The organism is Amycolatopsis sp. NPDC104819 (genome assembly GCF_055583145.1).
This window is the reverse complement of the sequence record NZ_JBVJON010000020.1, coordinates 1-20,315: the sequence shown is the minus strand read 5'-3', so window position 1 is coordinate 20,315 and position 20,315 is coordinate 1. Positions and strand designations below refer to the sequence as shown.

Below are 20,315 nucleotides of genomic sequence, written 5' to 3'. Positions count from 1 at the left end.
GCTACTTGCCGGAGTGGGCGCCCGTCGGCGAGTTCGCGGATTCCGTCACCAGCCTTCCGGCGGCTCCACGAAGGCCTTGCCGAGGTCACGCGTCAATGCGAGAACCCGGCGCATCCAGTCCGGTGTCGCGCCGGCGAGGCCGCAGGCCGGGGTCGGCACGGCGCGTTCGGCGAGGACGCTGCGGTTGAAGCCGAGCCGGTCGGCCAGCCGGAACGCCGGCTCACCGACGTCTTTCAGGCTCAGCGGGGACGCCGGCGCGGTGGTCGGGACCGCGCCCAGGAAGAGCGTCGCGCCGCCGTCCCAGACTTCGCCGATCTCGTCGAGGAAAGCCGCGGAAGCACCGTCGAGGACGGCGAGGTCGAAGGCCAGCGCGTCCGCGCCGGCCCCACGCAGCAGACCGAGGGGCGGTTTCGCGGCGCAGCAGTGCAGGATCACCGGGGCGCCGGTGATCTTCTTCGCGCCGTCGATCACCGTGGCGAGCAGGTCGCGGGCCTCGGGCTCCGGTACTGCCGAAACGTTCCCGTAGCCGGACGGCGTCGACAGTCCCCCGGCCAGCACCGTGGGCAACGACGGCTCGTCGAACTGGACGACCACCGGCGCCCCGGTCCGGGCCTGGACCTCCGCGACGTGTTCGGCGAGCCCGTCCAGCAGGGACGACGTGAAGTCCCGCAAGGCGCCGCGATCGGTGAGGACCCGGTGGCCCCGAGGCAGCTCGATCCCGGCGCCCAGCGTCCACGGGCCGGCCATCTGGACCTTGAAGGCCGGCGGTGTGGCACCGGCCGTCTCCCGCGCCTCCTGGACGGCGTCGAGATCCCAGCGCAGCAGGTCGACGGCCCGGCGGTGGTCGTGACCCGGCCGGGCAGCAACGCGGTAGCCGCTCGGCACGACCTCGATGGCCAGGTCCACCAGCAGCGCAGCGGTCCGGCCAAGCATGTCCGCACCGACACCACGGGCCGGAAGTTCCGGCAAGTGCGGGAAGTCGGGCAACTCGCCGAAGACGACCGCGGCCGCCTCCGCGGCATCCGTGCCCGGCATCGAACCGATCGCCGTCGCGGCACCCATGGGCCAAAGTCGCTCAGTCACGGCCATTGATTCTGGTCGACCACGTGTCCATGGCGCCGACCGGGCTGCCGCGATGCAGACATTCGCCGCATTTCCTTCTACGAGCACCATCGGCGGGTTCACGCGGATAGGCTGACCGGCCATGACGAGTTCGCCACCGCAGCCGGGCTGGTACCCCGACGCGCGGGACCCCCGTCTGCACCGTTGGTGGGACGGACAGACCTGGACGGCCAACACCCGACCGGCCCACCAGGCGCCGCCACCGAGCGACTCGACGCCGATCGAGCTCGACATCGAACTCGGCCACGACCCGTCCCGCATCCAAAGCCAGGTCGGCCGCGCGACGCGTGGCCGGGGCAGCGGGCGAACCGGTGGCGGGACGCTGTTCACCGAGCCGATCCTGGTGGTCAACCAGCGGGCCAAGCTGATCGAGATGGCCAACGAGTTCGGCGTCTTCGACCAGCAGGGCAACCGGCTCGGCGGAGTCGTCGAGGTCGGCCAGAGCACGTTGAAGAAGGCGATCCGCCTCCTGACCAAGTACGACCAGTTCCTGACCCACAAGTTCGAGGTCCGCGACGCCAACCACAGCACCGTGCTCAAGGTGACCCGGCCGGCGAAGGTGTTCAAGTCGCGTTTCCTCGTCACCAGGGCCGACGAAACCCCGATCGGCGAGATCGTCCAGGAGAACGTCTTCGGCAAGATCCGCTTCGGCTTCGTCGTCGACGGCCGCCCGGTCGGCGGGATCTTCGCGGAGAACTGGCGCGCCTGGAACTTCTCGATCCGCGATCACGCCGACACCGAGGTCGCCCGGGTGACCAAGACCTGGGGCGGTTTCGTCAAATCTGCCTTCACCACGGCCGACAACTACGTCGTGGAGATCCCCCACCCGCTGCCGGATCCCCTGGCCAGCATGGTGGTCGCCGCGGCCCTCACGATCGACACCGCCCTGAAGCAGGACGCCGACTGAACGAGTGACCGGCGTCTCAGCTTCTCCAGGTGGACAGGGGGCCCGGCACGGCTCAGGGTGAAGAAAGGCCGGGACGCCGAAGTCTCGCCGGGACGGAGGTCACCGTGGAACCGTTGCCGGAAAGCAGCGACAGGAACTGGACCGAGCCCGGAATCTACGAGGTCTCCGCCGGCGTCTACCGGATCCCGTTGCCGCTGCCCAACGACGGCCTGCGCGCGGTCAACGTCTACGCGGTCACTGATGGCGAGAAGCTGGTCCTTGTCGACTCGGGCTGGGCATTGGCCGAAGCGCGGCAACAGCTCGCGGACGCCCTCACCGGCATCAACGCCGAGCTCGGCGACGTCAGCGAGTTCCTCGTCACCCACGTGCACCGTGACCACTACTCCCAAGCTGTCGTCCTTCGCCGGGAGTTCGGCTCGAAGATCGCCCTCGGCCAGGACGAAGAGCCGTCACTCAAGGTTTCGGGCAATCCCGACCGGCTTCCGATGGAAGCCCAGATCGACCTCCTGTTCCAGGCCGGCGCGGGCGAAGTCGTCGACGCGTTGGCTCGCGACTTCGGAACGAATCGGCGACACACGGAGGCCGACCTCTGGGAGGCGCCCGACGAGTGGCTGACTCCGGGACCTCGCCCGATCCTGCCCGGACGTGAGTTCGACGTCGTCGCCACTCCCGGTCACACCACCGGGCATGTCGTTTTTGTCGACGAGACCGCCGGCCTGCTGTTCTCCGGTGATCACGTGCTGCCGCACATCACACCCTCGATCGGCTTCCAGCCCGTCCCGGCCGAGTTGCCGCTCAACGACTTCATCGCCTCGCTTCGCCTGGTGCGCGCCATGCCGGATCGCCGCATGCTTCCCGCGCACGGTCCCGTGTCCGAAAGCGTGCACACGCGGGTCGACGAGCTGCTGGAGCATCACCGGCAACGCCTCGAGACGATGGGCTCGCAGATCGCGGCCGGCGCAAGCACCGCATTCGAAGCCGCACACCGGATCGGCTGGACCCGCCGCAACCGCAAACTGTCCGAAATGGACTCGTTCAACCAGACGCTCGCCGTCCTGGAGACCGCGGCACACCTCGACCTGCTGGTGTCCCAGGGCAAACTGACCACGCAAGCCGTCGACGGTGTTCGGCACTACTCGATGCCCTGAGCAACTCGACCACCCCGGGTAGCCGACTCGTCGCAGTTACACCTCTCGACCGGCTTCCTGCATACTGGGCGAAATGGATGTCATCAGACGTGCCCGCGCAACGGACATCGAGGCGCTCGTGCGCCTGTTCGGCGCACCGGGTGAGCCGTTGGCAGCCGCGCTTCGAGAGCTCATCACCACGCCGCACGTCACGCTCGTCGTGGCCGAGGACGACAACGGCGTCGCGGGGACGGCCCAACTGACCGTGCTGCGAGGACTCGCCTGGGAAGGCGCCACGCGTGGCCTGCTCGAAGGCATTCGCGCTGTCCGGCGTGGCGTCACCAGCGCTCTCCTGACTTGGGGAATCGACGAAGCTCGCCGGCGAGGCTGCACGCGGCTCCATCTGGATTCGGGGCTCGCCCGCGCCGACCTGCGAGACTTCTACGCACGCTTCGGCTTCTCACACAGCTACCAAGGGTTCACCCGCGCCCTGTGATACTGACGCCGTGACCGACTACACCATCCACAGGGCGCAGCGGGACGACATCGGCGCGATCGTGCAAATGCTGGCCGACGACCAGCTCGGCGCAACCCGCGACGATCCCGCAGACCTTGCCCCCTACCTGCGAGCCTTCGAGGAGATCAACGCAGATCCGAACCAGCTTCTGATGGTCGTCGTAGCCGGCGGCGAAGCTGTCGGAACCCTTCAACTGACGATCATTCCCGGCCTGGCCAGGCGTGGGGCACTCCGCGGCCAAGTCGAGGCAGTGCGGATCCGCTCCGACCACCGAGGCTCCGGACTCGGCGGGGATCTCATGCAGTGGGCGATCGACGAGTCTCGACGCCGCGGATGTGCACTCGTGCAGCTCACCTCGGACGTCTCCAGGACGGAGGCTCACCGCTTCTACGAGCGCCTCGGTTTCGAGCCGAGCCACACCGGCTTCAAGCTCAAGCTCTGAGCAGCTGAATTCTCGATACCCCATACGTTTTCCGTCTGTCTACATCGGACATAATTCGGATCGAGCCTCCTTCGGAATCGACAGCGCACTCGCGCGCATCCGCGAACGATCCCGAATCAATTCGAGTACGTCAAGTCGCGGAGGGCGCGAAAGGGCCGTTCGCGCCCTTCCGTCACCCTTTCTTCCGAACCTCGGTGACTTTTCTTGCGAATCGCCGTACGGTCGCGCTCATGATCCCTTCACAACCAGTCCGCAAGCTCACCCCTCCTACGGCATCCCAGAATCCGCACGACATGCTTCCGGGCACACTGAGATCGGTTCGCGCCGAGCCGGATGCGTTGCAGCGCATGAAAGACGAGGAAGTCGTCGATGTCATCCGAGACACCGACGCGGAGATCTCCAAGCTGCAGGCCCTTCAGCTACGGGCGATCGCGGACCTGAGTGTGCGCAGAAGACGGGCGCCCAGCGCAGCCTCGGAAGTGGCTCTCGCGTTGTCCGTCACGGAACACCGTGCCAGCGCAATCGTTTCCGCGGCAACCGCACTGATCGCACGCCTTCCCCGCATGCTGAACCTCATGGACAGCGGGAGGCTCGACCTCTACCGCGCCATGAAGGTCACCGATGCGACGTCATGGTTGTCCGGAGATCACCTGCGCATCGTCGACGCGATGCTCGAGGACCGGGTTCCGGGACGGAACGCGACCCAAGTTCGCCGAGCCGCGGCTTATGCAGCCGCCAAAGCAGACCCGGAAGGAGCTGCGCTCCGCAACGAACGAAGGCTCAACGAGCGACGGCTCGCGTTGCATCACCAGGACACCGGCGTGACCCATGTGTCGGTCAACAACGCACCGACTGACAAAGCGACGGCCGCCTACGCCCGCATCGACCGGGCCGCGCGGGCACTGAAGACTCCGGACGAGTCCCGAACGCTGGACCAGCTCCGAGCAGACGTTGCCATCGACCTGCTGCTCAGCGGCACCGGCGGCCCGAGTGAGCGTACCGAGGTGTTCCTGCACATCGACCTGGCAACCTATCTCGGCCTGAACCAGTCGCCGGCGGCTCTGGCGGGGCGCGGACCCATCGCAGCTCCAGTGGCTCGCCGCATCATCAGCGGGCCCGACACGACGCTGCGGCGAGTTCTGACCGACCCACGCAACGGCCAGGCGCTGGAGCTTTCACCCACGCGTTACCCACTCACTCCGGCGCACGACGAGTTCATCCGGGTTCGGGACAGGGAGTGCCGGCAGCCCGGATGCACACGTCCCGCACAGAGTTGCGGGATCGAGGCGACTCGCGCGCAAGGTGAGCCAGACGAGGTCGCGGCTCAGCCCGTCACCTACTGCTCACGACACCGCAAGCTCAAGGGCCAGCCTGACTGGGACTACGCAGTCGCCCCTGACGGCACCGTGAACGTCGCGACACCAGGCGGCCGAGTGCACTCGACAACACCGCCGTCGATGCACTCCGGCCGACGGCGTGCCCACAAGGCCCGCAGGAAGCCACGGAGGTGACCAAGCGTCAGCGTGTGCTCGAGATCTTCGCGCTGCCGAGTACGACGTCCCCGTTTTCGGAGTCCGGTCGGTAGAGAACGACGACCTGGCCAGGCGCGACTCCGCGCAGTGGCTCACGTAGGTGCACCGACATCGTTTCGGAGTCGACGTCGGCAACCGCATCGACGATGCCTCCGTGCGCCCTGACCTGGACCACGCACTCGGTCGGCTCGGTCAGCGGCCGGCCACTCGGCCAGATCGCCCGATCGGCTTCGATCGCGGTGACGCCAAGCCCAGCTGCGGAGCCGACCTTGACGGAGCCGGAGACCGGTTCGAGCGAGAGAACGTAACGAGGACGGCCGTCCGGTGCCGGAGCTTCAATTCCGAGGCCCTTGCGCTGCCCGACCGTGAAGCCGTGCACCCCGGTGTGCCGACCGAGCACTGCGCCTGTTTCGGCGTCCACGAGCTCGCCCGGATGCTGTCCAAGGCGGTTCTCCAAGAACTTCTTGGTGTCGCCGTCGGGGATAAAGCAGATGTCGTGGCTGTCCGGCTTGTTGGCGACGGACAGGCCGCGTCGCTCCGCTTCGGCCCGCACCTCCGTCTTCCACGAGTCGCCCAGGGGGAACATGGCGTGGCTGAGCTGCTCCGCGGTCAGCGAGGCCAGCACGTAGGACTGGTCCTTGCCACTGTCCACGCTTCGGCGTAGCTCGGGCACGCCGTCCACGACCGAAAGGCGCGCGTAGTGGCCCGTCGCGACCGCGTCGAAGCCGAGCGCCATCGCCTTTTCGAGCAGAGCCTCGAACTTGATCTTCTCGTTGCAGGTGACACACGGATTCGGCGTGCGACCGACGGCGTATTCGCCGATGAAGGTCTCGACGACCTCTTCGGTGAACCGCTCGGCGAAATCCCAGATGTAGAAAGGGATTCCGAGAATATCGGCCGCTCGCCGTGCGTCGTGCGAGTCCTCGATGGTGCAGCACCCGCGCGATCCGGTCCGCAAGGTGCCTGGTTTGGCCGACAGCGCCAAGTGCACGCCGACAACGTCGTGTCCGGCGTCGACCGCGCGTGCCGCGGCGACCGCCGAATCCACTCCTCCGCTCATCGCGGCCAAAACCCGCATTGCCTTACACCTCTTGCTTCTGGGTCTGCTTGCGCATCCCGGCCAGGCCTGCCTGACGGGCGCGCGTGACGACTCCGCCGATCTCGGCCGCCACTGCATCAATGTCCGCGGCGGTAGACGTGTGCCCGAGAGAAAAACGGAGAGAACCACGAGCCGCCGCCGGGTCGGCACCCATGGCAAGCAACACGTGGCTTGGCTGGGCGACTCCAGCAGTACATGCCGATCCCGTCGAACATTCGATGCCCTTGGCGTCGAGCAACATCAGCAAGCTGTCGCCGGCGCACCCGGGGAACGTGAAGTGGGCATGGCTGGGTAGCCGCTCGCCGGTTCCCCCGTTGAGGACGGCGTCGGGGACTTCGCGCTGGATGGTCTCGATGAGCCCGTCTCGGAGCTCCTCAAGGCGCTTCGCGTATTCGGCTTGGGTCGTGACGCTGGCCTGGACTGCAGCCGCGAAGCCGGCGATGGCCGGGACGTCGAGAGTGCCCGAACGGACGCTTCGCTCCTGGCCTCCGCCGTGCAGCACGGGCACGCAGGTCACGTCGCGTCCGAGGAGTAGGGCTCCCACCCCGAACGGACCGCCGAGCTTGTGTCCGGTCAGCGTGAGGGCCGCCGTACCGCTCGCCGCGAAGTCGACTGGAACCGCGCCAACAGCCTGGACCGCGTCGGTGTGGAGCGGAATGTCGAATTCGGCGCAGACCGCGGCGAGTTCGGCGATCGGATTGATCGTTCCGACTTCGTTGTTGGCCCACATCACGGTTGCCAGCGCCACGGTTTCGGGGTCCGCGGCGATCGCGGCGCGGAGCACCTCGGGTGAGACTCGGCCCTGGCTGTCCACTTCCAGCAGCGTGACCTCGGCGCCGGAGTGGGATTCGAGCCATTCGACGGTGTCGAGCACCGCGTGGTGCTCCGCGGCACCGCACAGGATGCGACGGCGCTGCTCCTGCTCGTCGTGGCGGGCCCAGTAGATGCCCTTGACCGCGAGGTTGTCGCTTTCGGTGCCGCCGCCGGTGAAGATCACCTCGGAGGGGCGGGCGCCGAGCGCCTCAGCGATCGTTTCGCGGGCTTCTTCGACCAGGCGGCGGGCTCGGCGGCCCGAAGAATGCAGCGCCGAGGCGTTGCCCACGGTGGACAGCGCCTCAGTCATCGCCGCTATGGCGTCGGGCAACATCGGAGTGGTCGCCGCGTGGTCGAGATAGGTCATCGCCCCTTCAGGGTAGTCCGCTCCAGCGCGTGACGAAGCCCACCCTGACCCGAGAAGTGGGCTGTCACACCTTTGACGGCCACCGCCCCGTCAGCCGGACGCCCAGCAGCGCGAGTGCCACCAAGGCCGTCGTGAGCAGGGCCATCGCCGGGGACGGGGCAAAGACCGAGCCCACGACACCCAGCAGGACGCCGCCCAGGCCGATGAGCAGCGCCGAGCCCACCCAGTCGGCGAGCTGCATCGCCGAGGTGTTGAAGCCTCGCTCACCTTCGGGTGAGTAGCGGAGCAGAAGAACCGAGATCGCCGGCATCGCGATGCCCATGCCTGCGCCGCCGACGGCGCAGGCCACGAACGCGGTCCAGCCGGGGAACCAGGGCTGCGATACCAGCCCGAAAAGCACCAGCCCGGCCGCGACCAGCCAGAACCCCGTTCGCAAGGACGCCTCGCGCGACCAGTTGAGGAACCGGCCCTGGGCCGCCGATGCCGCGGACCAGCCCAACGCTGTGATCGTCAGCGGCAGGCCGGCGAGGGCCGGGCTGTAGCCGTGGACCGCGCTCATCGTCAGGGGCAAATACGCCTCCATCCCGGCGTACGCGCCGGCGATCAGTGCGCGCGAGGCGACGACCGTCGGCAGGCCGGGGCGTGAAGACAGCGTCCCGACCGGCAGGAGCTTCCGGAGCGCGTAGCCCAAGGCCACGAGGCTGACGAGGCCGTAGCCGAGCGCGAGCAGCGACTGGTGCTGGGCCGCCCAGGTCAGGGCCGCCACGCCGAGTGCGGCGATGATCGCCTGGGGCACGCTCGCGCGGGGACCGTCGGTGGCGGGCGTGTGCGTCGGCAGCCGGCGGACGACCACCACCAGCATGACCACACCGGCGACCACGAGCGGGACCAGGCCGAGGAAGACCCAGCGCCAGCCGACGCTCACCGTCAGGACTCCCGCCACCGAGGGGCCGATGACCGCCGGCAGGACCCAGGCCGCGGCGTTCGCCGCGTAGATCACCGGGCGCTCGTGGTCGGTGAACGTCAATGCGATCAGGAGTGAGACCGAGACCAGGAGCAGACCCGAGCCGAAGCCCTGCAGCGCGCGGCCGAGGAGGAACGTCGGCATCCCGGTCGCCGTTCCCGCGACGACCAGGCCGGCCGCGAACAGCACCGGACCCGCAAGCAACGCCGGGGACGGGCCGCGGCGGTCGCCGATCCGGCCCGAAAGCACCGTGGCCACGACGCTCGAGATCAGGAAGATCGTGAACGGCCACGAATACAGCGACAGGCCATGGAGCTCGGCGACCAGCGTCGGCATCGCCGTCGCGACGCCCATGTTCTCGAATGCGACCAAAGTGACCACGAGCAGCAGCGCGATCGTCGTCAGCCGGTGTTCCGCGCTCCACAGCACACTTCGGCGACCAGGGGCCGAGTCGATCGTCGAGGTCATGATCCGAAGCGTGCAACCTCCAGCCCGCTGGAGGTCAAGCCGGTTCAGGCGGAGCGGTGCGTCACCGGTTCCAGCCGCAGGTCACGGGCGAGCGCGGCGGCCTCGCCGCGAGAGCTGACGTCGAGCTTGTCGAGGATGTTGCGCACGTGGAACTTGACCGTGTGCTCGCTGAGCTGCAGTTGTTCGGCGATCTGCCGGTTGCGCAGGCCCTGCGAGATTCCGGACAGCACCTCGAGCTCGCGCGGGTTGAGCCGGTCGAGGGGTCGCAGCTCCGGCGGCTCCGCGACGCCGAGCGGGAGGACCGCGGTGACCGTCGTGCCCCAGCCGGGCACGGCGTCGACCTCCCAATGGCCGCCGAGGGTCGTGAGGCGCTCGGTCAGGCCCCGGGCCGGGACCGCGTCGGCGATCTCGGGACCGTCGTCGCGGACGGTGATCCGGAGCACCGATCCGTCCGGCCGCCAGGACGCTCGGAGGCGCGTGGTCGCGGAACGGTCCAAAGCCGCGAGCACCAGGCCGCGGGTCAGGGTCCGCGCCGTGTGGGCGATGTCCTGCGGGAGGGATGCGTCGCCGATCGGGTCCACGAGGTCGACGTCGACGTCGGTGTGGCGCACGAGGTCGGCGAGCTGGGTCTTGAGCACCGCGAAGGCCGCGCCCGCCTGTTCCGCGGACAGGGCCTGGTCGCGATCGACGACACCCTTCAGCTCCAGCAACGCGTCGGCAGCGAGGTCGACAGCGGTGCGACGGGCGACGGTGTCGGAGAGCCGTCCCGAGCGGAGGACCGCCAGGAGCGTGGTCAGGGTGGCCGCGTGGGTCTGGCCCAGGTCGGTGATCGCCTGGGCTCGTGCGGTGGCCGCGGCGAGGTTGCTGGCCAGGATGTCCGGGCCCGGGTCGGTCGCGCGCTGGCCCGCGTCGGTGCTGAGGATGTGCCACAGCTGCCCGGCCAGCTCCAGCTCCGCGGGCGGCAGCTCCGAGCTCTCCGGCACGACCGCGAGCACGGCGCCCTTGCCGACAGGCGGCGTCGAAGAGAGCAGGACGAGACGCCGTTCGACGCCTCCGAGGACGCCGTCCAGCACCAGCGCCCGGCCCGGCTCACTGCGCTCGACCAGCCGCTGCAGTTCCACGCTCGTCACCGCGCGGGCGATCGTCTCGTCGCCGACGACCTTGATCGGGCTGCGGGGACAGTCCCCGGTCTGCATGGCGGCCGCGTGGTGCGGGATCAGCTTGCCCAGCTCGGCGGAGAACCGGTGGAGCAGCTGAGGCCGTGGAGCCGACAGCAGCCGCTCGACGATGCCCAAGACGTGTCGCGGATCCGACCAGGAAGCATCCATGCCGTCAAAGGTAGGCGGACTCCGCTCGGGACGGCCTGCTCGTCCGGCTAGTGAACACTGCTCGTCCGGGTGGTTCGGCGGGCCCGTCCGGCGGGTTGACTCGCTGAGGAGGACATTCGAACACCGAAGATCACCGAACGAGGAGCACCGAAACACCATGCGAGCGATCACCTTCTCCGCCTACGGCGGGCCGGACGTCCTGCAGCTGTCCGAGGTGCCGGTGCCGGAGCCCGGTCCGGGCCAGGTTCGGCTGGCCATCCGGGCCGCCGGCATCAACCCAATCGACTGGAAGATCCGCAGCGGCGCCATGCAGCAGAACTTCGGCGTCTCCTTCCCGCACACCCCCGGTCTCGAGGTGGCCGGAGTCGTCGACGCCGCGGGCGAGGGCGCGGAGTTCGCCGTCGGTGACGAGGTCTTCGGCTGGTCCGAGACCGGTGCCTACGCCGAGTACGCGCTGGCGAAGACGCTCGCGCCGAAGCCCGCGAGCCTGTCGTGGGCGGACGCGGCCGCGCTGCCGGTCGCCGGCGAGACCGCGCTTCGCGTCCTCGGACTGCTTGAGGTCCGCGAAGGCGACACTCTGCTGATCCACGGCGCCAGCGGCACGGTGGGCCGGTTCGCCGCGCAGGTGGCCGTCGCCCAAGGGGCAACTGTCATCGGCACCGGCGGAAGCCGAAGCCTCGACGACCTGAAGTCGCTCGGCGTCGTGCCGGTGCTGTACGGCGACGGCTGGGTCGAGCGGGTCCGCGAAGCCGGGGCCGGACCGGTGGACGCCGTTTTCGACGCCGCCGGGCACGGGGTGCTGCCCGGGTCCGTCGAGCTGCGGGGCACCAAAGATCGGATCATCACCATCGCCGACGCCGCCGCGTTCGAGCTGGGCGTCACCTTCTCTAGCGGCGGAGAGCAGTCGCGCGAGGTGCTCACCGGGATCGCCGGCTGGGTGACCGACCGCGGCGTCAGCATCGCGCAGGGCAAGAGCTACCCGCTGGCGGAAGCGGCGGCCGCGCAGACCGAGAGCCAGGGCGGGCACCCCGGCGGGAAGCTCACGCTCACCGTGAGCTGAGCGTTCGCCGGATTTCGGCAACACGCGCGAACGGGCCTGTCATCCCACGATGACAGGCCCGTCGTCGGAAGAACCGCAACCCGGGCCCGTCGCCGGATCGCGGCGACCGGGCCCGGATCACTTCGCGGGAGGCGAAGCCAGAGGTGCGGGCCGCGGGGCCCGGCGGCGCTGCTGGGCCGGGATCTGGACCGTGCCCAGCGCGGAATGGACGGCCGATTCGGCGAGAGCCGCCAGTTCGCGGCGGGTCTCCGCCCGGCCCGGGGCGATCTCCGGGCAGATATGGACCTCCAGCACCAGGCCGCGCAGGGACGCGACCCGCCGCAGCGACGCGATCAACGACTCAGGACCGATGAACGCCGGACGGCTCGTCTCGCGGCCGTCGGCCAGGCGGTAGCGCAGCGCGATCGGACGGACCGGGACACCGCCGTCGATGGCCGCCTGGAACGTCGCGGTTGTAAATCGACCAGAGGCCAGGCCGCACCACGTCGTCCCCTCCGGGGTGACGCTCACCAGCGAGCCCGACCGCAGCGCCTCGGCCAGCTCGGTCATCGTCGCGGGCAGCGTCTTCAACCGCTCGCGGTCGAGAAAGATGCTGCCGCCGCGACGGACCAGGACGCCCAGCACCGGCCAGCTCGCGATCTCCTTCTTGGCCAGCGCGCGCATCGGCCGCAGCGCGTTGATCGCGACGATGTCCAGCCACGAGATGTGGTTGTTGACCACCAGCGCGCCACGCCCGGCCGGCGCGGTGCGGAAGTCGGCGCCGCCCCGGATGTCCAGGCGGACGCCGAACGCCCGCAGCACGCTCTGGAAGATCAACCGAACCCGGTACTCGCGGCCCCACGAGACCAGCAGCAGCGGCGCCGTCGCCAGCGCCGCGAGCACGACGAGGATCGCCGCGGTGAAGCGCAGCACCCGTCGCGGGAAGCCGACGACCGGGTCGCCTTCGGTCAGGCAGCCGTCGCCGCAGGGCGACGTCGGCATCCAGGCGTGGCTCATACCTGGACCCCGAGGAAGAACTTCAGGTACCGCTCGTCGACGTTGTGCAGGTCGAGCACGACGAAGAAGTCCGCGACCCCGAAGTCGGCGTCGAGCGCGGGCGGACCGTAGGCCTTGGCGCCCAGGCGGACGTAGCCCTTGATCAGCGGCGGCAGGATCGAGCGAGCGGGGCGTTCGATCCCCGACGCGTCCCACGGGATCAGCGGCGAGACGCGCGTGGCCTCGTCCGAGTAGTGCTTGGTGCGCAGGACGTCCCAGACGCCGGCGGCGAACGAACCGCCGTCCACCAGCGGGACCGACGCGCAGCCGGCGAGGTAGCGGTGGCCGGAAAGCAGCATGTAGCGGGCGATGCCGGCCCAGACCAGGCTGACGACGGCGCCGCTGCGGTGGTCCGGGTGCACGCACGACCGGCCGGTCTCGACCAGGTGCGGCCGCAGGCTGTCGAGCGCGCTCAGGTCGAACTCGCTGTCGGCGTACAGCTTCCCCGCCTGGGCGGCGCGTTCCGGTGGGAGCATCCGGTAGCAGCCGACGATCTCGCCCGTGTTGTCGTCGCGGACCACGAGGTGGTCGCAGAACTGGTCGAACTCGTCGACATCGAGCCCGGGCTGCGGGGAGTGCAGGCGCGCGCCCATTTCCTCGGCGAAAACCTGGTGACGCAGCTTCTGCGCCGCGACCACTTCTTCGTTCGCGTGAGCGACGAGGAGGGAGTACCGGGGGGCGTCCGCGGGGAGCTCGGCACCCGCCTGATCAGTGCTGACGAGAAGCTGTGACGTCGTCATGGTCAAGGTTTACCTGCGCGGAGGAAACCGCGGAGAGTGCCATCCGATGACCGATTAGTGCACGTTCAGTTAATTGCGGGTTCTCAGGCTTCTCTCAGGTCACAGAGACGCGCGAAGGGCCTTCCGGGCGTACCCGGAAGGCCCTTCGGACGTACAGTCAGCCCTTGCGCTTCTCGACCGCTTCGGTCAGCTGCGGCGCCACGTTGAACAGGTCGCCGACGATGCCGAAGTCGGCGATCTCGAAGATCGGCGCCTCCGCGTCCTTGTTGACGGCGATGATCGTCTTCGACGTCTGCATGCCGGCGCGGTGCTGGATCGCCCCGGAGATGCCGAGCGCGATGTACAGCTGCGGCGACACGGTCTTGCCGGTCTGGCCCACCTGGAACTGCGCCGGGTAGTAACCGGAGTCGACGGCGGCACGCGACGCGCCGACGGCCGCGCCGAGCGAGTCGGCCAGCTTCTCGACGACGTCGAACTTCTCCGCCGAGCCGACACCACGGCCACCGGAGACCACGATCGAGGCCTCGGTCAGCTCCGGCCGGTCACCGCCGGTCACCGGCTCGACGCCGGTGATCTTGGTGGACTTGGCCGCATCGACCGCGGGGACCTCGACGGTCTCCTCGGCCGCCGCGCCCTCGGCGGGCTCGGCCTCGACCGCGCCCGGGCGGATCGAAACGACCGGAGCGCCCTTCGCGGCCTTCGACTTGACCGAGAACGCGCCACCGAAGATGGACTGGTCGATGACGCCGTCGCCGTTGACGCCCACGGCGTCGTAGATCAGGCCGGAGCCCAGGCGGACGGCCAGCCGCGCGGCGACCTCCTTGCCCTCACCGCTGGCGGTGACGAGCACCGCGGCCGGGGACGCCTGCTGCGCCAGCGCGGCGAGCACGTCCACCTTGGGCGTGACCAGGTAGTTCGCGGCGTCGTCGCCTTCCGCGACATACACCTTCGCGGCGCCGTGCGACGCCAGCGCCTGCTTCGCCTTGGCGGCGGTCCCGGTCGGGCCGACGACGACGGCCGACGGCTCACCGAGCGCGCGGGCGGCGGTCAGCAGCTCGAGCGTGACCTTCTTGACCTCACCGTCGACGTGGTCGACGAGGACGAGTACTTCAGCCATGTTCTTGGATCCTCCTCGAAGAGCCGTTGTCAGATGAGCTTCTGGCCGACCAGGTACTCGGCGACCTTCGTGCCGCCGTCACCCTCGTCCTCGACCTTCTCGCCGGCGGTGCGCGGCGGCTTCGGCGAGGACTCGGTCACCGTGGACCACGCGTTGGCCAGGCCGACCTCACCCGCGTCGACACCCAGGTCGGCGATGGTGAACGTCTCGACCGGCTTCTTCTTCGCGGCCATGATGCCCTTGAAGGACGGGTAGCGCGGCTCGTTGATCTTCTCGCCGACGCTGACCACCGCGGGCAGGTTCGCCTCGAGGTGGGTGAGGCCGTCCTCGGTCTCGCGGGTCGCCTTGATGGTCGAGCCGTCGACCGTGACCTCGCGGGCGTAGGTGACCTGCGGCAGGCCCAGCAGCTCGGCGAGGATCGCCGGGACGGCGCCACCGCGGCCGTCGGAGGACTCGTTGCCGGCGATGATCAGGTCGTAGCCCTCGACCTTGGAGATCGCGGCCGCGATGACCTTCGCGGTGGCGATGGCGTCGGAGCCGTGCAGCGCCTCGTCGGAGACGTGGATGGCCTTGTCGGCGCCCATGGACAGCGCCTTGCGGATGGCGTCGGTCGCGCGGTCCGGGCCCACCGAGATCACGGTGACCTCGCCCTCGCCGGCTTCTTTGATCTTCAGCGCTTCTTCGACGGCCTTCTCGTTGATCTCATCGAGGACGGCGTCGGCGGATTCGCGGTCAAGGGTGTGGTCGGACCCGTTGAGCTTCCGCTCCGAGTAGGTGTCCGGTACCTGCTTGACCAGGACGACGATGTTGGTCATGGGTCTTCTTCGACCTCCCGGTTGTGGCCCGCGGAAGCACCACGGGTCAGTGCTCTACTGGCCGGTAGATTAGGGGCATTCGGCCGCCAGGACCCGCCGAGGTGACGCCATTCACCTGGATGCGCAATCTAGTGGGACCATCGTCCCGGTAGTCGACCGGTTACCCCACCCGAACCGCCGTTCGTCCGATCGGACCAACTACGGCCTACTCGCAGTAGGTCGTTAGGGGTTAACCTCCCGCACCATGCCCGCGCGCATCGCCGTCATCACCGACTCGAGCTCCTGCCTTCCCGACCTCGTCGCCTCCCGCTGGGCCATCGGGGTCGTCCAGATCCAGCTGAACATGGGTGGTCATTTCGACGACGAAAACCGCTTCGAACGCGGCGAGGTGATCGACGCGATGAGAGCCGGGCAGATGATCACCACCTCGCCCCCGGACCCGGGGGCGTTCTTCTGGACCTACCAGGAAGCGGCCGCCTCGGGCGCGACCGCGATCGTCAGCGTCCACATCTCCGGCCGCATGTCCGACACCGTCCGCGCGGCCCGGGAGGCCGCCCAGCAGGTCCGCATCCCCGTGCACGTCCTCGACAGCCGCACCACCGGCATGAGCCTCGGCTTCGCCGCCGTGTCGGCGGCCCGGGCGGCCGCGGCCGGCGCGGACGCCGACCGCGTCATCGAAGCCGCCGAACGCCGGTGCTTCACCAGCACCGAGTTCATCTACGTCGACACGCTGGAGTACCTCCGCCGGGGCGGGCGGATCGGCGCCGCGCAGGCCATGGTCGGCACGGCGCTCTCGATCAAGCCGCTGCTCACGGTCAAGGACGGCGAGGTCGCGCCGCTGGCCCGCGTCCCCGGCACGCGACGGGCCCTGGCCAAGATGGTCGACCTCGCGGTCAAGAAGTCCGGCGGCTTCCGCGCCGACATCGCCGTGACCCGGTTCGGCGCGAGCGACCACGAGCTCGAGATCGGCCGGCAGATCGAACGCCGGGTGCCCGCGATGGCCGAGAGCATGGTCGTCGAAGCGAGCACGGTCATCGGCGCGCACCTCGGCCCGGGCGCGCTCGGCATCACGGTGTCGCCGGTGTACTGACCCGGCGTCCGGGCACCACCAGGAGGACGAGCGGCACCAGCACGGTCAGCCCCGTCAACGCGATGATGAGCACCTGGTCGATCGTCTCGAAATGCGACACGTGCCCGAGGTGGTAGAAGAAGTGCGGCACGCCGTAGAGCAGTGCCGCGACCGAAGCCAGCCGGGCCGCGGCTGTGGTGCCGATCACGGCGGCGCCGATCAGCGTCGCCGCGAGCGCCAGGTTGAGCCCGCCGAAGTCGCGCAGCAGGTGCTCGTTGAAGGGGCCGTCCATCGAGACCCAGCCCGTCCGGACGCCGGGAAAGTCCTGGTAGAAGCCGGTTGGTGTGATCAATGGCCACAGCCCGATCGGGACCTCGATCAGGCCGAAGAGGACGAGCAGAACGCGGGTGATTGTCCGTTGCATGACCACGGAACGACACGGCCGGGCCGGACGTGACAACCGCTAGGGTCGCGGAGGTGACCACCCCAGCCACCCGGGCCGAGGCGCTGCACCTGACCGGCGAACGGACCGTCCCCGGCATCCCCGAGGAAAATTACTGGTTCAGGCGCCACGAAGCCGCGTACGCCGCTCTCGTCCCTTTTTGCGCGAACGCGACGGTGCTCGAAGCCGGCTGTGGTGAGGGTTACGGCGCCGGGCTCATCGCCGCGACGGCCCGCCGGGTGCTCGCGCTGGACTACGACGTGCCGACCACCGAGCACGTCGCCCGCCGCTACCCCGAGGTCGGCGTCGCGCGGGCGAACCTGGCGTTCCTGCCGGTGCGCGACGCCGCGGTCGACGTCGTGGCCAATTTTCAGGTCATCGAGCACCTGTGGGACCAGGCCGGGTTCCTCGCCGAATGCCGGCGCGTGCTCAAACCGGGCGGAAAACTGCTGGTCACGACCCCGAACCGGCTGACGTTCACCCCGGACAGCGACACGCCGCTGAACCCCTTCCACACCCGCGAGCTCGCGCCGGCGGAGCTGGCCGGGCTCCTCACCGACGCGGGTTTCGAGGTCGAGACCCTGCACGGCCTGCACCACGGCGAGGCTGTGCGCACGCTCGACGAGCGGTACGGCGGTTCGATCATCGAAGCCCAGCTCGACGTGGTCATGGGCTCCCTGCCGGGTCAGGCCGTCTGGCCGCCGGCGCTGCTCGCCGACGTCGCCGCGATCGAGGCGACAGGCTTCACCATTCACGGCGAACACCTCGACGCGAGCCTCGACCTGGTCGCCCTGGCGGTGCGCCGATGAGCGAAGGCACCTTTTGCCTGGTCGTGCACAGCCACCTGCCGTGGCTGCCGCACCACGGGAGCTGGCCGGTCGGCGAGGAATGGCTGTACCAGGCCTGGGCGCACTCCTATCTGCCGATGGTCGACCTGCTGGAGCGCTTCGCCGCCGAAGGCCGCCGCGAGGTGCTGACCCTGGGCGTGACGCCGGTGCTCGCCGCGCAGCTCGACGACCCGTACAGCATCCGCGCCTGCCATGACTGGCTCGGCAACTGGCAGCTGCGCGCCCAGCACGCGTCGACGCTGTGGCGAGGCGACCCGCTGTTGCGCGAGCTCGCGGCGGCCGAGTACCGGACCGCGGTCCGTGCGGCCGACGAGCTCGGCACGCGCTGGCGCCACGGCTTCTCCCCCATCTTGCGGTCGTTGGTCGAAAATTCGACGATCGAACTCCTCGGCGGGCCGCTGGCCCACCCGTTCCAGCCCCTGCTCGACCCGCGGGTCCGCGAGTTCGCGCTGAACGCCGGTCTCGCCGACACGGCGCTGCGGCTCGGGTCGCGGCCCGAGGGAATCTGGGCGCCGGAGTGCGGCTACGCGCCTGGTATGGAAAACGACTACGCGGCCGCGGGCGTCCGGCGCTTCCTGGTCGACGGCCCCTCGCTGCGCGGCGAGACCTTCGCCGCGCGGCCGGTCGGCGACACCGATGTCCTCGCGTTCGGCCGGGACCTCGAAGTCACCTACCGGGTCTGGTCACCGAAGGCCGGCTACCCCGGCCACGCCGCATACCGCGACTTCCACACCTGGGCGCACGAGGTCGGGCTCAAGGCGTCGCGGGTCACCGGCAAGTCGGTCGAGCCCGCGGACAAGGCGCCGTACGACCCGTCGCTGGCCGCGGACATCCTGGGGCTGCACGTCAAGGACTTCGTCGACACCGTGGTGACGCGGCTCCGTTCGCTCAAAAAACAACACGGGCGCGAGGCGCTCGTGGTCGCCGCTTACGACACGGAACTGTTCGGACACTGGTGGCACGAAGGACCGGCATGGCTGGAAGGCGTGCTGCGCGCGCTGCCCGAGGCCGGGGTCCAGGTGACGACGCTGAAGGGCGCGGCCGAAGCCGGGCACGTCGGCGAGCCCATTGACCTCCCGGCGTCGTCGTGGGGGTCGGGCAAGGACTGGCGCGTCTGGGACGGCGAGCAGGTCAAGGACATGGTGGCCGCGAACACAGCGTTGCAGCGGCGACTGCTCGACCTTGTTGCCGGTTTGGCGACCACGGCCCGCGACACCGTCGCCGACCAGGCCGCCGCCGAGGCGATGCTGGCGCTCGAGAGCGACTGGGCGTTCATGGTCACCAAGGACTCCGCCGCCGACTACGCGCGGCGCCGCGCGGCGGTGCACACCGAGCGCTTCGACGCCTTGGCCAATTTGCTGCGACGCGGCGACCGCGCACGAGCCGAGGAGCTGGCGGCCGCCTACCGCTCCGACGACGGACCGTTCGGGCACCTCGACGCCCGGGCGCTGAAGCACGATTGAAAGGGACTCACCGGATGGGGATCCACGAAATTCCGCTCAAGACCCTCGACGGCCAGGACAGCTCGCTGGGCGCGCTGACCGGCAAGGCGCTGCTCGTGGTCAACGTCGCCTCGAAGTGCGGCCTGACCCCGCAGTACTCGGGCTTGGAACGGCTCCAGGAACGCTTCGGCGGCCAGGGCTTCTCCGTGGTCGGTTTTCCGTGCAACCAGTTCGCCGGCCAGGAGCCGGGCAGCGCGGAGGAGATCCAGACGTTCTGCTCGACGACCTACGGCGTCACGTTCCCGCTGTTCGAGAAGATCGACGTCAACGGCGAGGACCGGCACCCGCTCTACGCGGAGCTGACCAAGACCTCGGACGCCGACGGCGAGTCCGGCGACGTCCAGTGGAACTTCGAGAAGTTCCTGATCGGCGCCGACGGTGCGGTTCTGGCCCGGTTCCGGCCGCGCACCGAGCCGGAGGACGACGCGGTCGTCAAGGCCATCGAAGCCGCGCTGCCGGCGTGACACGGGGCGGGGGACCTCGTGTCCCCCGCCTTTCCCGGAATTCACCGGATCGGCGGGTTCCTGCGGCCATCCGGGTACCACGGAAACAGTACCGAAAATGATTTCCATGATCCGGTCGGGCGGATCACGGGTGATCAGCCTGCCGTTTTCCCCGCTCCGCACCGAATACTTTTCACGACGCCATTCCGGCGCCGAAGTGCGGAGAAGGGATCATGGGATGACTATCTCCAGGCGACGGGCCGCGCTGGCCGCGTTCCCGGTGGCACTCGGGCTGCTGCTGGCCGGCCCCGCGGTGGGCACCGCGTCGGCCGCGCCGTCCTCCGACGCGGCGAGCCAGGCTCGCCACTGCTTGCTGTGCGTCGGCCACCACCATCACCACGGGCACATCCACATCCTGGGCCTGCACCTCGGCCTCTGGCTGCACCTCTAGGTCCCGGTCGTGGGGGGGGGGGGGGGGGGGGGGGGGGGGGGGGGGGGGGGGGGGGGGGGGGGGGGGGGGGGGGGGGGGGGGGGGGGGGGGGGGGGGGGGGGGGGGGG

Annotated in this window: 21 protein-coding genes; 11 read left to right on the top strand and 10 right to left on the bottom strand. The window is 69.6% G+C overall.

Features of this window, described 5'->3' with window-relative positions; all coding sequences use genetic code 11:
• Positions 1 to 45: 45 nt before the first annotated feature.
• Positions 46 to 1,083 (bottom strand): methionine synthase, encoded by a 1,038-nt coding sequence (locus ACZ63E_RS42200; protein WP_465341944.1) that lies wholly within the window; start codon positions 1,081 to 1,083, stop codon positions 46 to 48.
• Between the two features lie 121 nt (positions 1,084 to 1,204).
• Between ACZ63E_RS42200 and ACZ63E_RS42195 the strand changes: the two genes are divergently transcribed.
• The 5 genes from ACZ63E_RS42195 (at position 1,205) to ACZ63E_RS42175 (ending at position 5,626) form a co-directional block, all read left to right on the top strand.
• Positions 1,205 to 2,029, top strand: coding sequence for an LURP-one-related family protein (locus ACZ63E_RS42195; protein ID WP_465341943.1), 825 nt, complete (start codon positions 1,205 to 1,207; stop codon positions 2,027 to 2,029).
• Positions 2,030 to 2,133: 104 nt separating this feature from the next.
• A complete protein-coding gene (locus ACZ63E_RS42190) occupies positions 2,134 to 3,177 on the top strand; it encodes an MBL fold metallo-hydrolase (protein ID WP_465341942.1) in 1,044 nt (347 codons plus the stop codon).
• A gap of 73 nt (positions 3,178 to 3,250) precedes the next feature.
• Positions 3,251 to 3,652 carry a GNAT family N-acetyltransferase gene (locus ACZ63E_RS42185; RefSeq protein ID WP_465341941.1) on the top strand — a complete coding sequence of 134 codons (402 nt, stop codon included), beginning with the start codon at positions 3,251 to 3,253 and terminating at the stop codon, positions 3,650 to 3,652.
• A gap of 10 nt (positions 3,653 to 3,662) precedes the next feature.
• The gene (locus ACZ63E_RS42180; RefSeq protein ID WP_465341940.1) at positions 3,663 to 4,115 is read left to right on the top strand and encodes a GNAT family N-acetyltransferase; all 453 of its coding nucleotides are present in this window, start codon (positions 3,663 to 3,665) and stop codon (positions 4,113 to 4,115) included.
• A gap of 230 nt (positions 4,116 to 4,345) precedes the next feature.
• Positions 4,346 to 5,626, top strand: coding sequence for a DUF222 domain-containing protein (locus tag ACZ63E_RS42175; protein WP_465341939.1), 1,281 nt, complete (start codon positions 4,346 to 4,348; stop codon positions 5,624 to 5,626).
• Positions 5,627 to 5,633: 7 nt separating this feature from the next.
• On the opposite strand, the gene mnmA is transcribed toward ACZ63E_RS42175, so the two are convergent.
• The 4 genes from mnmA to ACZ63E_RS42155 form a co-directional block, all read right to left on the bottom strand.
• Positions 5,634 to 6,725, bottom strand: coding sequence for a tRNA 2-thiouridine(34) synthase MnmA (gene mnmA, locus ACZ63E_RS42170; protein WP_465341938.1), 1,092 nt, complete (start codon positions 6,723 to 6,725; stop codon positions 5,634 to 5,636).
• 4 nt (positions 6,726 to 6,729) lie between these two features.
• A complete protein-coding gene (locus ACZ63E_RS42165) occupies positions 6,730 to 7,926 on the bottom strand; it encodes a cysteine desulfurase family protein (protein WP_465341937.1) in 1,197 nt (398 codons plus the stop codon).
• Positions 7,927 to 7,990: 64 nt separating this feature from the next.
• On the bottom strand, positions 7,991 to 9,358 hold the full coding sequence (locus ACZ63E_RS42160; RefSeq protein ID WP_465341936.1) for an MFS transporter: 1,368 nt from the start codon (positions 9,356 to 9,358) through the stop codon (positions 7,991 to 7,993).
• Between the two features lie 44 nt (positions 9,359 to 9,402).
• On the bottom strand, positions 9,403 to 10,686 hold the full coding sequence (locus tag ACZ63E_RS42155; RefSeq protein ID WP_465341935.1) for a helix-turn-helix transcriptional regulator: 1,284 nt from the start codon (positions 10,684 to 10,686) through the stop codon (positions 9,403 to 9,405).
• 157 nt (positions 10,687 to 10,843) lie between these two features.
• On the opposite strand from ACZ63E_RS42155, the gene ACZ63E_RS42150 reads away from it, so the two are divergent.
• Positions 10,844 to 11,746 carry an NADP-dependent oxidoreductase gene (locus tag ACZ63E_RS42150; protein ID WP_465341934.1) on the top strand — a complete coding sequence of 301 codons (903 nt, stop codon included), beginning with the start codon at positions 10,844 to 10,846 and terminating at the stop codon, positions 11,744 to 11,746.
• Between the two features lie 117 nt (positions 11,747 to 11,863).
• Here ACZ63E_RS42150 and ACZ63E_RS42145 read toward each other — a convergent pair whose 3' ends face one another.
• From ACZ63E_RS42145 to ACZ63E_RS42130, 4 genes are all read right to left on the bottom strand, one after another.
• The gene (locus ACZ63E_RS42145) at positions 11,864 to 12,742 is read right to left on the bottom strand and encodes a lysophospholipid acyltransferase family protein (RefSeq protein ID WP_465341933.1); all 879 of its coding nucleotides are present in this window, start codon (positions 12,740 to 12,742) and stop codon (positions 11,864 to 11,866) included.
• Positions 12,739 to 13,521: a GNAT family N-acetyltransferase gene (locus tag ACZ63E_RS42140; RefSeq protein WP_465341932.1), complete on the bottom strand. Its 783-nt coding sequence runs from the start codon at positions 13,519 to 13,521 to the stop codon at positions 12,739 to 12,741. Before ACZ63E_RS42140 ends, ACZ63E_RS42145 begins: the two co-directional genes overlap by 4 nt.
• Positions 13,522 to 13,678: 157 nt before the next feature.
• On the bottom strand, positions 13,679 to 14,638 hold the full coding sequence (locus ACZ63E_RS42135) for an electron transfer flavoprotein subunit alpha/FixB family protein (protein WP_465341931.1): 960 nt from the start codon (positions 14,636 to 14,638) through the stop codon (positions 13,679 to 13,681).
• A 29-nt stretch (positions 14,639 to 14,667) separates the two neighbouring features.
• On the bottom strand, positions 14,668 to 15,453 hold the full coding sequence (locus ACZ63E_RS42130) for an electron transfer flavoprotein subunit beta/FixA family protein (protein WP_465341930.1): 786 nt from the start codon (positions 15,451 to 15,453) through the stop codon (positions 14,668 to 14,670).
• A gap of 244 nt (positions 15,454 to 15,697) precedes the next feature.
• On the opposite strand from ACZ63E_RS42130, the gene ACZ63E_RS42125 reads away from it, so the two are divergent.
• On the top strand, positions 15,698 to 16,543 hold the full coding sequence (locus tag ACZ63E_RS42125) for a DegV family protein (RefSeq protein WP_465341929.1): 846 nt from the start codon (positions 15,698 to 15,700) through the stop codon (positions 16,541 to 16,543).
• On the opposite strand, the gene ACZ63E_RS42120 is transcribed toward ACZ63E_RS42125, so the two are convergent.
• Positions 16,521 to 16,946 carry a hypothetical protein gene (locus tag ACZ63E_RS42120; RefSeq protein ID WP_465341928.1) on the bottom strand — a complete coding sequence of 142 codons (426 nt, stop codon included), beginning with the start codon at positions 16,944 to 16,946 and terminating at the stop codon, positions 16,521 to 16,523. The two genes, ACZ63E_RS42125 and ACZ63E_RS42120, sit on opposite strands and share 23 nt — an antisense overlap.
• 53 nt (positions 16,947 to 16,999) lie before the next feature.
• Here ACZ63E_RS42120 and ACZ63E_RS42115 point away from each other — a divergent pair, with 53 nt between their 5' ends.
• From ACZ63E_RS42115 to ACZ63E_RS42100, 4 genes are all read left to right on the top strand, one after another.
• Entirely contained in the window at positions 17,000 to 17,773 is a 774-nt protein-coding gene (locus ACZ63E_RS42115; protein WP_465341926.1) for a class I SAM-dependent methyltransferase, read from the top strand.
• Entirely contained in the window at positions 17,770 to 19,275 is a 1,506-nt protein-coding gene (locus tag ACZ63E_RS42110) for a 1,4-alpha-glucan branching protein domain-containing protein (protein WP_465341925.1), read from the top strand. The genes ACZ63E_RS42115 and ACZ63E_RS42110 overlap by 4 nt, the downstream gene beginning before the upstream one ends.
• A gap of 14 nt (positions 19,276 to 19,289) precedes the next feature.
• A complete protein-coding gene (locus ACZ63E_RS42105) occupies positions 19,290 to 19,778 on the top strand; it encodes a glutathione peroxidase (RefSeq protein ID WP_465341923.1) in 489 nt (162 codons plus the stop codon).
• A gap of 217 nt (positions 19,779 to 19,995) precedes the next feature.
• Positions 19,996 to 20,208: a hypothetical protein gene (locus tag ACZ63E_RS42100; protein ID WP_465341922.1), complete on the top strand. Its 213-nt coding sequence runs from the start codon at positions 19,996 to 19,998 to the stop codon at positions 20,206 to 20,208.
• Positions 20,209 to 20,315: the final 107 nt, after the last annotated feature.

What these genes read in the sequence shown, in the direction of transcription:
- ACZ63E_RS42195 (WP_465341943.1), top strand. Translation starts at nt 1,205, where the DNA reads ATGACGAGTTCGCCACCGCAGCCGGGCTGGTACCCCGACGCGCGGGAC.
- ACZ63E_RS42185 (WP_465341941.1), top strand. Translation starts at nt 3,251, where the DNA reads ATGGATGTCATCAGACGTGCCCGCGCAACGGACATCGAGGCGCTCGTG.
- ACZ63E_RS42175 (WP_465341939.1), top strand. Translation starts at nt 4,346, where the DNA reads ATGATCCCTTCACAACCAGTCCGCAAGCTCACCCCTCCTACGGCATCC.
- mnmA (WP_465341938.1), bottom strand. Translation starts at nt 6,725, where the DNA reads ATGCGGGTTTTGGCCGCGATGAGCGGAGGAGTGGATTCGGCGGTCGCC.
- ACZ63E_RS42165 (WP_465341937.1), bottom strand. Translation starts at nt 7,926, where the DNA reads ATGACCTATCTCGACCACGCGGCGACCACTCCGATGTTGCCCGACGCC.
- ACZ63E_RS42160 (WP_465341936.1), bottom strand. Translation starts at nt 9,358, where the DNA reads ATGACCTCGACGATCGACTCGGCCCCTGGTCGCCGAAGTGTGCTGTGG.
- ACZ63E_RS42155 (WP_465341935.1), bottom strand. Translation starts at nt 10,686, where the DNA reads ATGGATGCTTCCTGGTCGGATCCGCGACACGTCTTGGGCATCGTCGAG.
- ACZ63E_RS42150 (WP_465341934.1), top strand. Translation starts at nt 10,844, where the DNA reads ATGCGAGCGATCACCTTCTCCGCCTACGGCGGGCCGGACGTCCTGCAG.
- ACZ63E_RS42145 (WP_465341933.1), bottom strand. Translation starts at nt 12,742, where the DNA reads ATGAGCCACGCCTGGATGCCGACGTCGCCCTGCGGCGACGGCTGCCTG.
- ACZ63E_RS42140 (WP_465341932.1), bottom strand. Translation starts at nt 13,521, where the DNA reads ATGACGACGTCACAGCTTCTCGTCAGCACTGATCAGGCGGGTGCCGAG.
- ACZ63E_RS42135 (WP_465341931.1), bottom strand. Translation starts at nt 14,638, where the DNA reads ATGGCTGAAGTACTCGTCCTCGTCGACCACGTCGACGGTGAGGTCAAG.
- ACZ63E_RS42130 (WP_465341930.1), bottom strand. Translation starts at nt 15,453, where the DNA reads ATGACCAACATCGTCGTCCTGGTCAAGCAGGTACCGGACACCTACTCG.
- ACZ63E_RS42125 (WP_465341929.1), top strand. Translation starts at nt 15,698, where the DNA reads ATGCCCGCGCGCATCGCCGTCATCACCGACTCGAGCTCCTGCCTTCCC.
- ACZ63E_RS42120 (WP_465341928.1), bottom strand. Translation starts at nt 16,946, where the DNA reads ATGCAACGGACAATCACCCGCGTTCTGCTCGTCCTCTTCGGCCTGATC.
- ACZ63E_RS42110 (WP_465341925.1), top strand. Translation starts at nt 17,770, where the DNA reads ATGAGCGAAGGCACCTTTTGCCTGGTCGTGCACAGCCACCTGCCGTGG.
- ACZ63E_RS42105 (WP_465341923.1), top strand. Translation starts at nt 19,290, where the DNA reads ATGGGGATCCACGAAATTCCGCTCAAGACCCTCGACGGCCAGGACAGC.
- ACZ63E_RS42100 (WP_465341922.1), top strand. Translation starts at nt 19,996, where the DNA reads ATGACTATCTCCAGGCGACGGGCCGCGCTGGCCGCGTTCCCGGTGGCA.